We start from the raw sequence: 13,272 nt of genomic DNA, 5'->3' as shown, positions 1-13,272 counted from the left end.
AGGCGTGTAGAAGACGGCTGCCGGGACCGAAGGCGTCCCGGCAACCGCGGCGGTGCGATCGCGTCGCCGCAGCCGCAACGATCGAGGGAAGTGCGCATGGCCGGCCAGCGGGCGAGAACGCCGTACCAGGACGCGGGACCGCGCCCCGAGGACCGCGCCTTCCCCGCCCAGCGCTCCCGGGTGGTCGGGGCTCCGGGAGGCGCGGCGGACGCCGGGCACGCCGGCGCGCAGCGGTCGGCGCGGGCGCAGCGGACGGGGGCGGCGCGCCGCCGGCAGCAGGCGCGACGGCGCCGCGGGCTGGTGGCCGGGTGCGCGGCGGTCGGGCTGCCCGTACTGGGCGGTGTCGCCGACGAGTTGGGCGGGACCGGCGTCGGCCTCCTGTTCGCGGCGGGCTCGGTGCTCGGGACGGGCGTCGCGGCGGCGCTGTGCACCCGGCCGGGCCGGTGGTGGGTGGTGACGGCGGCTCCGGTGGTGGTGCTGCTCGCCGCGTCGGCCGTGGAGTACGCGGCGCACCCCGACACGTACCGGGGCAGGAACCTGGGAACCGGCACGCTGCGCTGGGTGGTCGAGGCGTTCCCGGTGATGGCTGTCGCGGTGGGAGCGGCGCTGGCGGTGGTCGTCGGCCGGGTCGTGCTCGACCGCCGGCGACCCGACGGTTCGGGTGTCGCGTCCCCGGGGGGCCGTCGTGGCTGAGCGCAACCGGAGCCGGGGCACGGGCAGTTCCGGCGGTGCCGGCGGTCGGGGCGGCAGCCGTACCGGTGGCACTCCACGTTCCAGTGGTACCCCTCGTACCGGCCGGGCCGGCGGCCCGCGCGGGCGCACCCCGCGCCGCGGCCCCGCCCCGCTGACCGTCGCCGGGCGCACCCTGGCCTGCGCCGTCTCCATCGCCGTGCTGGGGGCCAGCGGCCTCACCTGGTACGAGTACCGAAGCCTGGACGACGGCATGATCAAGTCCATGGCGCTGAGCGAGGCCAAGAAGAACGCCCCGCCACACCTCGACAAGTCCGTCAACCTGCTGCTGATCGGACTGGACAGCCGCAAGGACATGGACGGCAACGACCTGCCCAAGCAGTTCGTGGAGGACGAACTGCACGCCGGCTCCAGCGGGATCGGCGGCTACAACACCAACGCCCTGATCGTGCTGCACATCCCGGCCAACGGCGGGAAGGTCTCCGCGCTGTCCGTCCCGCGCGACGACTACGTGCAGACCGTCGGTGCCGACGGCAGGATGCACAAGATCAAGGAGGCGTACGGCATCGCGAAGGACGCCGCCGAGCTGAAGCTGGCCGGAAAGGGGCTCTCCAAGGCGGACCTGGAGCGGCAGAGCCGGGAAGCCGGCCGCTCGGCCACCATCCAGACCGTGCAGAGCCTCCTGGACGTCCCGATCGACCACTTCGCGGAGGTGAACCTGATCGGCTTCTACGACATCGCCAAGGCGGTCGAGCCGATCCAGGTCTGCCTCAACCACCCGGTGGACGATCCGATCATCGCCCGCACCGCCACCCACGAGGGCGGCGGCACCGGCCTCAAGCTGCCGGCCGGGATCAGCTCCCTCACCGCCGCCCAGGCGCTCTCCTTCGTCCGCCAGCGCCACCACCTCACCAACGGCGACCTCGACCGCACCCACCGGCAGCAGGCGTTCATCTCCTCCGTCGAGTACAGGCTCAAGCAGCAGGGGATCCTGAACGACTTCGGGCAGATGCAGAAGCTGTTCGGGGTGGTGAAGAAGGACGTCGTCATCGACAACGAGTGGAACATCCTCGACTTCGCCCAGCAGGCGCCCAACCTGACGGGCGGCAACGTCGAGTTCAACACCCTGCCGATCGCGGGCTTCAGGACGGTCGGCGGGCAGGAGGTCAACACCGTCAACCCGGACCTGATCAGGAAGATCGTCCGGCAGTTGTTCAACCACGAGCCGGCCGCCGCGGCCGTTCCCGCCGGGGACCAGCCGGGCGACGCGGGCGCCGCCCCCGCCGCCGCCTCCGCCGCCTCCGCCGCCTCCGCCGCCTCCGCGTCGGCGGCACCGGGCGGGCCGGCGAAGGCGGTGGTCGACGTCAACGCGGCGGCCGGCGCCGGCGCGGCGTCCAACGAAGCCAAGGCGCTGGCCGAACTCGGTTACCAGGCAGGCAGGATCGGTGACGCCCCGGCCCGGACCAGGGTCACCACCGTGGCCTACGGAAGCGGCGCGAAGGCCGATGCCCAGCAGCTCGCGGGCCGCTACGGCGTCACCGCCGCGCCCTCCGGCACCGTGGCGCCCGGCCACATCCTGCTCACCCTCTCGGCCGCCCGCACCCCCGGCCCCACCGCCGTGCCGTCTGGCGCCGCCGCGTCGGTTTCCGCCGCGTCGGGCGACCCGTCCGGCGATCCGGCGGTGGGCCTGCCGATGCAGGGGCCCGCGGTGAGGGCGGGCGGGATCCCCTGCGTGGACTGACGGGATCTCCTGCGTGGACTGAGCGGACGGCTCCGGCTCCGCGGGGCCGGACGACACCCGATCGCCGCACGTCACGCGGACGGAGCCTCCGTCGGTCAGGAGCGCGGGGCCTTCTCGCCGTGTACGGCGGTGTACTCGGCGGCGAGCCACGGGCCCAGGTCGTCGACGAGCATGGTGAGGACGTCACGGTCCGCGGCGCGGGTGCGGGCGGTGGCGGCGGCCAGGCGCATCCGGTCGGCGTGCTCGGGGTAGTAGGCGGCGAAGGCCTCGGCGGAGGCGGTGAGGTCGCTGGTCCAGCCGCCCCAACGGGGCATGACCAGGGTGAAGCCGGTGCGGACGACGCGGCGGGTGACCGTGCGGGTGAGGGCGCGGAGTTCGGCGTCCGTGGTGGCGGCGGCCGCGCGCTCACGCCAGCGGGGAAGGGCCAGGGCCAGATCGCCGTTGGTCTCCCGGGCGAGCAGGGAGGTGGGCCGGTAGCGCGGGAGCCGGGCGGCGAGGTCCGCGCCGAGCAGCGGGGTGCAGAGGCAGGCCACGAACCAGCCCAGGTCGTGCCGTTCGAGCTCGCTCAGCAGGGTGCGGGTGCCGAAGAGCAGCACGCCGACCCCGTCGACCTGCGCGAACTCCGCGTCCAGCGCGGCTTCGAGGGCGTCGGCGTCGGCCCGGTCCGCGGCCGTGGGCTCGTGGTGCAGGGCGAGCAGCAGGTCGAGGTCGGAGACACCGGGGACGGCGGTGCCGCGCGGGATGCTGCCGTAGAGGTAGGCACTGTGCAGCCGGTCGGGGCCGAAGGCGCCGGCGATCCGCTCGCGGGCCGCGCCGACCACCGGCGCGAACGGCGCCGGCATACGGGCGAGCGAGCCCTCCCGGGCGATGAATCCGTCGGCGTCCAGCCCCTGAGCGGTGGTCATGGAGGCACTCTGCCGCACTGTCCGCCCCGCTGACCAGCGAATATCCGGCGCTCCGCGGCCACCGGCCGGGAGTCGGACGGTGGCCGCGGGGCGGGGCCGGACGCCCGGTCAGCTCGGCGTGGCGGCCTGCGTGGTCGGGCAGGGCGGGAGGGTCGAGGGCGCCGTGCTCGCACAGGCCGCGGGCGGCGTCTTCGCGGTGGTGGTGGTACTCGCGGTCGTCGCGACGGTGGTGGTCGGTTTGGCGGCGGTCGTGGCCGTGGTGGCGGTCGAGGGCGCGGTGCTCGACGTCGACTTCGTCGCGGACGGAGTGCCCGAGGAGGTCGTCGCCGAGGAGGACGACGGCCCGCCCGACGAGGTGGTCGAGCCCGAGGTGGTCGAGCCGGATGTCGTGGAGCCCGAGGTGGTCGACCCGGAGGTGGTGGAGCCCGAGGTGGTCGAGCCCGAGGTCGTGGCCCCGGACGTGGTGGCACCCGACGTGGTGGCCCCGGACGTCGTGGAGCCCGAGCTGGTGGACCCTGAGGTCGTCGAACCCGACGGCGTGGTCGGCTGCCACGGCGCGGGCGGCGGCACGCCCGGCGCGAGCGGGCCCTTCGGCGGTTCGACGGGCTTGTCCACGATCTTGATCTGCCCGGTCGCCCGGGCGAACCAGCCGCCGGTGTCGATGTTCACCAGGACGATCGCGGTCACCGGCTGCGGCGCCGGCACCACCACGACCAGCGTGGACGGCTGGAAGCCCGTCCAGGCCTTCCCGGTGTACTTGGCGTTGCTCATCAGCTTCGGCGGCCCCAACGGGTTGCCGCAGGCGCAGCGCACCCGGGGCACGCCCTGGGCGTCCACCAGGACGGCGGTGCCCGCCTGCAGCGCGGACTGGTACTCGACCGCGGCCCCGCTCTTGTAGCTGTGGTTGGTCACCCGGGTGTCCACCCGCAGGTACGCCGGGGTGAGCGAGCGCAGGTAGCCGGGGATGTCGGGCTGCGCGATGCCGGCGCCGGAGGCCCAGGCGCGCCCGGTCTCCCCGGTCGAGACCATTCCGATCAGGCGCTCGGTGTCGCAGCTGGACTTGCCCATCGCGCCGCCGTACAGCCCGGCGGAGCTGCCCTCGACGCTGTGGAGGGCGGCCGACGGCTTGCCCCCGGACGTTGCGCCGCCCGGGTGGGTGGCACCGCCGGGCTGCTGCGCCGCCGAGGTGGCCGGAGCGGGCGCACTCACCCCCTGGGTTTCCACCGACGGGGTGAACGGGGCCGGCCCCGGGTCCGACGGCGCCTGCAGGGCGACCTCGTTCGCAGCCGGGATGGCCTCGGTCTTGCTGCCCTGGTTGCTGACGATCACCACGGTGGCCACCACGGCCACCACCACGGTGCCCGCCGCCAGCGCCAGCCCCTTCGGGGAGCGCCACCACGGGCGGTGCGGCCGTCCGCCGGAGCCGCTGGAACCGTTGCCACCACCGGACGGCGGCCCGGAGCCCCCGGGCGGGCCCGAGGGCGGCGGCGGCACGGACGACGGCCCGGAACTGCCGCCGCCGGACGGCGGACCGGCCAGCGGGCCCGACGGGGGACCGGAGGGAGGGCCGTACGGCGGCTCGGTCGGTGGTCCGGACGGCGGTGGTTGGGAGGTCATCGAGGCTCCGTTTCGCAGGCGGCCGGCGATCGCGTTCGGCACGGGAAGCTCCTGCCACTGGCTTCCATTTCTCTCCCGGCGCCCCGCCCGCCGCAACAGCAGGTGCCCGGGGCGTCGCCGAGCGTGCGCACCGGCCGTCGGCCACCCTGGAATCCGAGCGGGCCCGGAGAGCCGGAGGCCCGTCGAGCGACCAGGAGGCGGCATGGAGCAGCCCACGACCCGGGCCGTGGGCCCGCCCGGAGCCGTCCGCGGCTGGCTGGACGCGCTCGCCGTCGTGCTGGCCGGCGTGGTCGCGATGGCGGCGGTGGCCGCGCTCGGCCTCTGGCTGGCCGGCGCCGCCGACCTCCCGGACGGCGGCTTCGCCTCCGTGGTCGCCGGCACGCTGGCGCTCGCCGTCGGCGGATCCGTCCAACTCGACGGCGGCGCGGGGAACTTCGCCGCCGTCGACGCCGGGATCACGGCGATGCCGCTGACCGTCTCGGTGGTCGGCGCGGTCGTGATGGCCGAGGTGTTCCTGCGTCAGCTGCGCTTCCGCGCGGTGGCCGGCGGGGGTGAACTGCTGGGCCGGATCGCCCGGACGGTCGTGCTGTGGGTGCTCACCCTCGTCCTGCTGACCGTCGCCGCCCGGCACAGTTTCGTCGTCCCGCTCGGCGGAGACCTCGTGGAGTCGATCGGCGGCGCCCTCGGGCTGACCCCGGAGGTCGGCTTCCACGCGGACGGCCTCAGCACCGTCGGCATCGGTCTGGCCTGGCTGCTGGTGGTGCTCGCGGTCACCTTCGCGGTGTCCCGGCGCGCGCCGCTGCCGCCCGCCCTGGTGCGCCACCAACTCGCCGTCCGCCCGGCCGCGTTCGCCCTCTGGATGGTGCTGCTGGCGTACCTGGCGATCGGCGCGGCGGCGGGGGTGCTGACCGCGATCGTCAACGGCAACGCCCGACAGACCATGGCGGTGGTGCTGCTCGCACTGCCCGACCTCGCCTGGATGGCCTTCGGCCTCGGGCTCGGCGCCGAGTGGCAGGGCAGGTTGAAGGGCGCGCTCGGCCTGCCCGTGCCCAAGCCGCTCTCCGAGGTGCTGCGCGTGCCGGAGGGGCAGGAGGCGACGGTCGACATCGGCGCGCTGGCCGACCAGGACGCGCGCGCCTGGCTGCTGCTGCCGCTGGCCGCCGTCCTGCTGCTCGCGGCCGCCTTCCTGGCGGCCCGCCGTGCGCCCCGCACCGTCCGGCTCTGGCAGCACGCCGTCCGGTTCGCGCTGGCCTGCGCCGTCACCATGCTGCTGGTGGGCCTGTGGACCCGGATGGACGCCGAGTACGGGCTCTCCGTGCTCGGCGTCGGGCTCGGGCAGGGCGGCGGCCTGGACGACCTGATCGGCTCCGTCCTCGGCGGCTCCAACCCGGTGGCAGGCCTCGGCAGCGGCAGTCTCACGCTGCACCCCTCGCTGTGGACGGCCGTCCCGCTCGCGGCGGGCTGGGGCCTGGTCACCGGCGGCCTCGGCGCGCTGCTCGCCACCCGGGCGCGGCACCGGGGAGAGGTCACCGAGGAGGGGTCGTCGGGGAGCTGACGGGCCGGGCGGGGCTCAGAACAGCCGGTGGCCCTGCACCAGGGCGGTCTTGGTGCCGTCGTCGCGGACGAGCCGGAGCTTCCTGACGCCGCTGTGCATCTTCGCGCTGAACAGCAGCGAGGGGCCGATGATCACGCCCGCGGCGGCCAGGGCGAAGAGCAGGCCGATGTTCTCGGTGCTCCGGTCGTCGCCCTCCTCGACGGTCTGGCCGCCCAGGTGGATCAGCATCGGGACGGTGGCCAGCAGCGAGAGCAGCAGCAGCCAGCCCAGCGCCCGGTGCACCAGCTGCTTGGCCCTCGCCCGGGCGGCGCTCTCCACCCGGACGGAGAACGCCCGGGTGCAGCGCGGGCAGATGAGGGCGATGTCCCGGTCCCCCTCGGCGGGCCGGGGCGCGCCGCCCTCCGGCACGTGGGAGACGCTCCACCTGACCGTCGTCGTGGAGGGTCCGTGTTCCACGCCCGCCCTGCAGCCGAGGCTCACCACGTATCTGTCGCCGATCGTGGACTGCGCCACCCTGCCACCCCCAGACGCCGCCGCGACCGTCACGGGGCACGCGGATTGTAGCCGCGCCGACGGTCCGTGAAACAGGTGATGACCCGTCAAAAGGCCTCGGACAGCAGGATCACCGCCGCCGGAACGGCCTGGCCGAGCGCCCCGCGCCACAGCCTGGGCTCCGAGACGAACAGGGTGATCCCGCCCGCGACCATGAAGGCGGCGATGTAGAGGATCACCGCCCGGCCCGAGCCGGCGTGGCCGGAGTGCAGCAGGACCAGGCCGGTGACCAGGCCGAGCGCCAGGAACAGGTTGTAGAAGCCCACGTTGAAGCGCCACAGCCGGACCTCCGGGGCGTCCGCCGTGTTGCCGGTGAGCAGGTAGCGCACCCGGGGGTGACCGTAGAGGAAGCTCTCCAGCGGCCACGCGACGAGGTGGATCGCGGCGGCGACCATGGCGAAGACCTGGCTCACGGCGTCCATGACGGGCGGCTCCCTCCGGATGCGAACGGTGACGGCCACGCGGACGGCGGGTGGACGACCGGTCGGGCCCAGGTGGGCGGCTCCGGCACTGCGCGGGGCACGCGCGGGTCGAACGCCGGGACGACCTGGGTGGGCGGCCCGCCGCCGCCCCACCGGGCCGCGTCGGGGGCGGCGGCCCCGGTGGTCGCCGCGCGCAGCTCCGCGACGAACTGCAGGCAGCTCGCGTACCGCTCCTCCGGCGTCTTGGCGAGCGCCCGGGCGACCACCGCCGTCACCGCGGCCGTCAGGTCGGGCCGGTGCTCCTCCAGCGCGGGCGGCGGGTCGTTGAGGTGGGCCCAGAGCAGTGCGAGGTCGCTCTCCCGGCGGAACGGCGGGGTGCCCGCGAGCATCTCGAAGACCACGCAGCCGAGGCTGTACTGGTCGCAGCGCCCGTCCAGCGGCCGGCCGGAGATCTGCTCGGGCGCCGCGTAGTCCAGCGTGCCGACGATCTGGCCGACGCTGGTCAGCCCGCTGAGCGACAGGGACTTCTTGGTGAGCCCGAAGTCCGCCAGGTACAGGTGCTCGGGGTGCTCGCTGTCCGTGCCGGCGGCGACCAGCACGTTGCCCGGCTTGACGTCCCGGTGCACCAGGTCGTGGTCGTGCGCGGCGTCCAGCGCGGAGGCGATCTGCAGGGCCAACCGGGTGGTGCGCTCCACCGGGAAGGGGCCGCCCCGATTGATCAGGGCACGCAGGTCGCCGCCCTCGACGTAGCGCATCGCGATGAACAGGATGCCGTCGTGCTCGCCCGCCTGGAACACCGGGATGATGTGCGGGTGGTCGATCGCCGCGGCGGCCTCGGACTCGTGGATGAAGCGCTGCCGGAACACCTCGTTGCGGGCCAGCTCGGGGGCGAGCAGCTTGACCGCGACGGTCCGGCGCAGCCGCAGGTCCTTGGCCCGGTAGACCACGGCCATGCCGCCGCGCCCGATCTCGCTCTCCAGCCGGTACCCCGCGACCTTCCGCCCGACCAGGCCGGCGGGCAGGCTCGGGGCGGACGGCTGTTCGGCGGAGGTCACGGCTCGCCGGCCTGGGTGGGCGCGTACGGGCCGCCCACCGGCGACGGCGACGGCGAGGCCCCGGGCACGGGCGAGTGCGCCGGTGTCGGGGTTGTCGGCGTGTGCCGAGGGGAGGGCTCCGGTGCGACGGGCGGCTGCCGGTCGGTGGCCGCGTACGTCTGCAGCTGCAGCCCGTCGCAGTAGCACCAGCGGTCGTGCACCGGGTCGAAGACCCAGAGCGCCTCGCCGTCCACCACCAGGCCCACCCGCAGGCCGCGCGTGCGCTCCCGGAAGGACTCCAGGTCGAGGGTCCCGGCCGCGAGGTCCTCCAGCAGGGCGCGGTAGCGGGCCAGCGCGGCCTCGGCCTCGGCGAGCGCCGGGCGCGGATCGGCCGTCCGGGCGGGCGGGCCCCCGGCGGCGGGCGGCGGCTGCGGCAGGGCGACCAGCAGGCGGCCGTCGACCCAGGCGCTCCAGCCGTTGGAGCACAGGACCTGCGCCCAGTCGCCCTGGCGGCCGAGCAGCTGCAGCGGGAGCAGCGCGTCGAACCGGGCGGACGGCCGTTCCGGGTCCGGGGCCGTCCAGGAGGCCAGTCCGCCCGGCGGGGCGACGTGGGTGGGGTTGAACGCGAACTCGTCCATGGGCGGCTACATTTCCTCCGCCGCGCGACCCCCGCCGCGCGCGGCACGACTCGCTCCACAGGGTCGCTTCCCACTCTACCGGCGGCGGCCCGACCCGGCGCCGGTCGCGGGTGCACGCCCAGGCCCGGTCGCGGGTGCATGCCCAGCCCGGTCGCGGGTTCACGCCCGCACCCGGGCCCGGTCGGCGGACCACCCGGTCGGCGGACTACTTGCGCATGACCGAGGGCTCGTGCCGCCGCAGCAGGGCGAGCACCGCGAGCCCGTACGCCACCGAGAGGCCGAGCATCGCGCCCATGCCGACCAGCCAGCCGGTGCGCTCGTGGCGGAACATCGGGTCCTCGGTGATCGGGGACGGGACAGTCAGTCCGTTCAGCTGGACCGTCCGGGCCATGGAGGACAGGCCCCACCGCGATGGGAACAGCCAGGCGAACTGCTCCAGGCCGGGCACGCCGTCCAGCTTGAGCATCAGACCGCTGAGGACGATCTGGACGATGGCGATGAGCACCAGCAGCGGCATCGTGGTCTCCTCCTTGTCGACGGCGGCGGAGACCACCAGGCCGAGCATCATCGCCGTGAACGCGAGCACCGCGACCGCGATGATCAGTTCGGGCAGCTGCGGCATCAGCACACCGGTCGTCACCGGTGGCGGGGAGCCCGGACGCGGCTGTGCGGAGAGTTTGACCCCGCCCAGGCCGACGATCGTCAGCACCGCGGCCTGCCCCACCGTGACCGCCCCGAGGACCACCACCTTCGAGATCAGGTACGCCGATCTGGACAGGCCGACCACGCGTTCGCGCCGGTAGATCGCGCGTTCCTTCACCACCTCGCGCACCGAGTTGGCCGAGCCGGTGAGCACACCGCCGAGACAGAGCGTGAGCAGGCAGTTGATGGCGTTCTCGTCGGTGAGCCGCGAGCCGGCCATCACCCGGCACATCAGGCCGATGATGAACGGCAGCGCGATCATGACGGTGAGGAAGAGCCGGTCGGCCGAGAGCACCGCGGCGTACCGGCGGACCAGGGTGCCCAGCTGGGAGAGCCAGCTCTGCGGCTTCTCGTGGCCGATGGTCGGCGCGGTCGCCACGGCGTCGTGCGCCGGGTGGGCCGCCTCGGCCGTCACGTAGCGCTGGTACTGCGGCGAGGCGCGGAACCGGTCGCGGGCGACGCCCTCGGTGTCGCTCTCGAAGGCCTCGAAGGCCTCCGGCCACTCGTCCTGACCGAAGTAGTCGAGCGCCTCGCCGGGCGGCCCGTAGTACGCCGTCCGGCCGCCCGGGGCCAGCACCAGCAGCCGGTCGCAGACGTTCAGGCTCAGCACGCTGTGCGTCACCACGACCACCGTGCGGCCGTCGTCGGCCAGCCCGCGCAGCATCCGCATAACCGAGCGCTCCATGCCCGGGTCCAGCCCGGAGGTCGGCTCGTCGAGGAAGAGCAGGGAGGGCTTGGTCAGCAGCTCCAGGGCGACGCTGACCCGCTTGCGCTGGCCGCCGGAGAGACTGGCGATCACCTGGTCGGCCCGTTCGTCCAGGCCCAGTTCGTGGATCACCTCCAGGACCCTGGCCTCCCGCTCCTGCGGGTCGGTGTCGCCGGGGAAGCGCAGCTCGGCGGCGTAGGTCAGCGCGCGGCGGACGGTCAACTGGGTGTGCAGGATGTCGTCCTGCGGGACCAGCCCGATCCGGCGGCGCAACTCGGCGTAGTCGCGGTAGAGGTCGCGTCCGTCGTACAGCACCGTGCCCTGGTCGGCGGGGCGCAGCCCGGTGAGCGCGTTGAGCAGGGTGGACTTGCCCGCTCCGCTGGGGCCGGCCACCGCGAGCAGAGTCTTCTCGGGAAGCGGGAAGCTGACGTCGTCCAGCAGGACCCGGCGGTCCGGGCCGACGTGGACGACCAGGTGCTGGACGTCCAGCGAGATCTCGCCGGTGTCGGTGTACTCGACCAGTCGGCCGTCGACCAGGCACAGGGCGGAGTGGCCGATGCCGACGATGTCCGCGGGGCCGACCGGGCCGCGCTTGACCGGGCGGCCGTTGAGGTAGGTGCCGTTGTGGCTGTTCAGGTCGACGATCTCGTGGCTGCCGTCCGGCAGTTCGCGCAGCTCGGCATGGTGCCGGGAGACCACCAGGTCGTCCAGCACCAGGTCGTTGTCCGGCGAGCGACCGATCCGCACGGCGCGGCCGGGCAGCTGGAGGACGGCGCTCGGACTGCGGAAGACGCCGGAGCTCTCCGGGGCGACCAGGACCGTGCGCTCGTCCGGCGCCGGGGCGGGCAGGCCGGCGAAGGTCGCGGACGGGCCGTCGGCCGGATCGCCGAACCGCAGCAGGGTGCCCGGGCCGACGTCCTCGCGGCTGACCCGGTGGCCGTCGTCGAAGGTGCCGTTGGTGCTTCCCACGTCCTCCAGCAGCCAGTGGCCGTCGGTGGCGCGCAGGATCGCGTGGTGCCAGGAGACCCGGGGGTCGTCCAGCACGATCTCACTGGTCGGGTCGCGGCCGACGTGATAGGCCCGAGCCGGGTCGATCAGCTGGGAGTCGGTCTCGGTGACCAGGACGAGGGGTGGCGCAGTGAGTGCGCCGACGCGCTCTCCCATGTTGCGCATTCTATCGCCGGGAGGCGCGAAGGGCCTTCCCGGACTCCGGGATTGGACTGGACCACTGTGCCGGGGCGGCACTATCGTTCGGCGTGCCCGCGCGTCGCCGAGCGTCGGGTGTCGGGTGTCGCCGGGCGTCGGGCGTCACCGAGTGTCATCGAGTGTCGTCGAGTGCTTCGGAACGGAACACATGAGCATCTGGCCCCAGTTGCGCCGATCCCGGACCGTCCGAGCCGGACGCGCCACCGGCCGGGTGCTGCGCTGCGGCCTGATGGACGCCATGCTCGCCGACCTCGCCGTCTCGGTCGTGCTCTGCTTCGAGCAGCCGCTGGACGACGACCGGCTCGCCGCCGGCCTGGCCCGCGCCCTGGAGCGGGTGCCGGTCTTCGCCGGGCGGCTGCGCACCGTCGACGGCGTCCTGGAAGCGGTCTGTGACGACTCCGGCGTGCCGCTGGAGGTCTACACGGTGGACGGCACGCTCGCCGAGGCGATGGGCCGGGTCACGGCGGTCGGGTCCGAACTGGTCGACCGGCTGGACGCGCAGGGCGCCCGCACCGGCGATGCCCCACTTCTCACCGTCCGGATCACCCGCACCGCCGACGGCGGGACGCTGCTCGGCTGCTCCTGGCACCACGCGATCGGCGATCTGCACAGCTTCATGCTGTTGCTGCGGATCTGGTCGGCGGCGGTCGAGGGGGAACCGCTCCCGGAAGCCGAACTCGTCGGCGACCAGGACGAGTTGCTGGACGCGACGCTGCCCGCCGAGGACTGCGGGCGGCCCGGGTTCCGGGTGCCCTCGCCGGTCGAGGCCGAGCTGTTGGCCCGTGCGGTGGCGGCCGGGCCGCGCGCCAACCGGACCGTCCAGATCGCCTTCACCGACGCCGAAGTGGCCCGGATGCGCGAGGAGTTCGGTGCCGCGGCCGGGCGCCGGCTCTCCGCCGGGGACGTGCTGTGCGCACACCTCCTCGGCACCCTGAGGGAGTTGGACGGCGACGACGTCGAGCGGATGCTGACCGTCCCGGTCAACGCGCGCCGCTGGCTCGGACTCTCGCCCGCCCTGGTGGGAAACCTGCTGAGCGAGGTGCACGTACCGCACCGGCCCCAGGACGGGCCGGCGGCCCTGGCGGGCGCGCTGCGGGCGGCGGTCGAGGAGTTCCCGACCGCGCACCTCAACCTCCGTGCCAACCTCGGGTTCCTGGCCGCGCTCGGCCGCTCGCGGCTGCGCGAGTGCGTGCCGCTGGGCTTCGACCCGCAGGCGCGCCGGTTCAGCTTCTCCAACTGGAGCCGCTTCGGCGCCTACGCGGTCAGCTTCCAGGGGCAGCACCCGGTGTTCTTCAGCCCGGCCGCCAACTACCCGCTGCCGTGGGTCAGCTGGACGGTCGAGGGATTCCGCGGCGAGGGGTGGCTGACCACGGTGGTGCTGCCGGCCCGGCTCGCCGCCCGGGTCCGCGGCGCGGAGGGCCGGGCGGCGCTGCACCGGTTCCGGACGGCGGCCGACGAGCCGCCCGCGTCGGCCGCCGTGCTGCCGAAGGTGATCTGAGCGCCG

At 74.5% G+C, this 13,272-nt stretch carries 11 protein-coding genes; 4 read left to right on the top strand and 7 right to left on the bottom strand.

Going from position 1 to position 13,272, the window contains the following annotated elements:
• Positions 1 to 96: 96 nt before the first annotated feature.
• Both ABTY56_RS00955 and ABTY56_RS00950 read left to right on the top strand, forming a co-directional pair.
• Entirely contained in the window at positions 97 to 693 is a 597-nt protein-coding gene (locus ABTY56_RS00955) for a DUF6542 domain-containing protein (protein ID WP_350625081.1), read from the top strand.
• Positions 686 to 2,431 carry an LCP family protein gene (locus ABTY56_RS00950; RefSeq protein WP_350625079.1) on the top strand — a complete coding sequence of 582 codons (1,746 nt, stop codon included), beginning with the start codon at positions 686 to 688 and terminating at the stop codon, positions 2,429 to 2,431. Before ABTY56_RS00955 ends, ABTY56_RS00950 begins: the two co-directional genes overlap by 8 nt.
• Positions 2,432 to 2,526: 95 nt before the next feature.
• On the opposite strand, the gene ABTY56_RS00945 is transcribed toward ABTY56_RS00950, so the two are convergent.
• Both ABTY56_RS00945 and ABTY56_RS00940 read right to left on the bottom strand, forming a co-directional pair.
• Positions 2,527 to 3,336 carry a nucleotidyltransferase gene (locus ABTY56_RS00945; protein WP_350625077.1) on the bottom strand — a complete coding sequence of 270 codons (810 nt, stop codon included), beginning with the start codon at positions 3,334 to 3,336 and terminating at the stop codon, positions 2,527 to 2,529.
• A 108-nt stretch (positions 3,337 to 3,444) separates the two neighbouring features.
• A complete protein-coding gene (locus ABTY56_RS00940; RefSeq protein WP_350625075.1) occupies positions 3,445 to 4,953 on the bottom strand; it encodes a DUF6777 domain-containing protein in 1,509 nt (502 codons plus the stop codon).
• 202 nt (positions 4,954 to 5,155) lie between these two features.
• Between ABTY56_RS00940 and ABTY56_RS00935 the strand changes: the two genes are divergently transcribed.
• A complete protein-coding gene (locus ABTY56_RS00935) occupies positions 5,156 to 6,508 on the top strand; it encodes a streptophobe family protein (protein ID WP_350625073.1) in 1,353 nt (450 codons plus the stop codon).
• Positions 6,509 to 6,523: 15 nt separating this feature from the next.
• Here ABTY56_RS00935 and ABTY56_RS00930 read toward each other — a convergent pair whose 3' ends face one another.
• From ABTY56_RS00930 to ABTY56_RS00910, 5 genes are all read right to left on the bottom strand, one after another.
• Positions 6,524 to 7,021 (bottom strand): hypothetical protein, encoded by a 498-nt coding sequence (locus ABTY56_RS00930; protein ID WP_350625071.1) that lies wholly within the window; start codon positions 7,019 to 7,021, stop codon positions 6,524 to 6,526.
• Positions 7,022 to 7,107: 86 nt separating this feature from the next.
• Entirely contained in the window at positions 7,108 to 7,482 is a 375-nt protein-coding gene (locus ABTY56_RS00925; RefSeq protein ID WP_350625069.1) for a DUF1304 domain-containing protein, read from the bottom strand.
• The gene (locus ABTY56_RS00920) at positions 7,470 to 8,537 is read right to left on the bottom strand and encodes a serine/threonine-protein kinase (RefSeq protein WP_350625067.1); all 1,068 of its coding nucleotides are present in this window, start codon (positions 8,535 to 8,537) and stop codon (positions 7,470 to 7,472) included. The genes ABTY56_RS00925 and ABTY56_RS00920 overlap by 13 nt, the downstream gene beginning before the upstream one ends.
• The gene (locus ABTY56_RS00915) at positions 8,534 to 9,154 is read right to left on the bottom strand and encodes an SH3 domain-containing protein (RefSeq protein WP_350625065.1); all 621 of its coding nucleotides are present in this window, start codon (positions 9,152 to 9,154) and stop codon (positions 8,534 to 8,536) included. Before ABTY56_RS00915 ends, ABTY56_RS00920 begins: the two co-directional genes overlap by 4 nt.
• A 205-nt stretch (positions 9,155 to 9,359) precedes the next feature.
• Positions 9,360 to 11,726 carry an ABC transporter ATP-binding protein/permease gene (locus tag ABTY56_RS00910; RefSeq protein ID WP_350625063.1) on the bottom strand — a complete coding sequence of 789 codons (2,367 nt, stop codon included), beginning with the start codon at positions 11,724 to 11,726 and terminating at the stop codon, positions 9,360 to 9,362.
• Positions 11,727 to 11,916: 190 nt separating this feature from the next.
• Here ABTY56_RS00910 and ABTY56_RS00905 point away from each other — a divergent pair, with 190 nt between their 5' ends.
• Positions 11,917 to 13,266, top strand: coding sequence for an acyltransferase (locus tag ABTY56_RS00905; RefSeq protein WP_350625061.1), 1,350 nt, complete (start codon positions 11,917 to 11,919; stop codon positions 13,264 to 13,266).
• Positions 13,267 to 13,272: the final 6 nt, after the last annotated feature.

Origin of the sequence: Kitasatospora sp. NPDC097691, from assembly GCF_040302665.1 — a bacterium.
Lineage (GTDB): Bacteria > Actinomycetota > Actinomycetes > Streptomycetales > Streptomycetaceae > Kitasatospora.
Note: the sequence above shows the minus strand (reverse complement) of the source record. Positions and strands in the feature narration are given on the sequence as shown.

Coding starts and splice junctions, on each gene's coding strand:
- ABTY56_RS00905 (WP_350625061.1), top strand. CDS start 11,917: ATGAGCATCTGGCCCCAGTTGCGCCGATCCCGGACCGTCCGAGCCGGA.
- ABTY56_RS00915 (WP_350625065.1), bottom strand. CDS start 9,154: ATGGACGAGTTCGCGTTCAACCCCACCCACGTCGCCCCGCCGGGCGGA.
- ABTY56_RS00935 (WP_350625073.1), top strand. CDS start 5,156: ATGGAGCAGCCCACGACCCGGGCCGTGGGCCCGCCCGGAGCCGTCCGC.
- ABTY56_RS00940 (WP_350625075.1), bottom strand. CDS start 4,953: ATGACCTCCCAACCACCGCCGTCCGGACCACCGACCGAGCCGCCGTAC.
- ABTY56_RS00925 (WP_350625069.1), bottom strand. CDS start 7,482: ATGGACGCCGTGAGCCAGGTCTTCGCCATGGTCGCCGCCGCGATCCAC.
- ABTY56_RS00955 (WP_350625081.1), top strand. CDS start 97: ATGGCCGGCCAGCGGGCGAGAACGCCGTACCAGGACGCGGGACCGCGC.
- ABTY56_RS00910 (WP_350625063.1), bottom strand. CDS start 11,726: ATGGGAGAGCGCGTCGGCGCACTCACTGCGCCACCCCTCGTCCTGGTC.
- ABTY56_RS00945 (WP_350625077.1), bottom strand. CDS start 3,336: ATGACCACCGCTCAGGGGCTGGACGCCGACGGATTCATCGCCCGGGAG.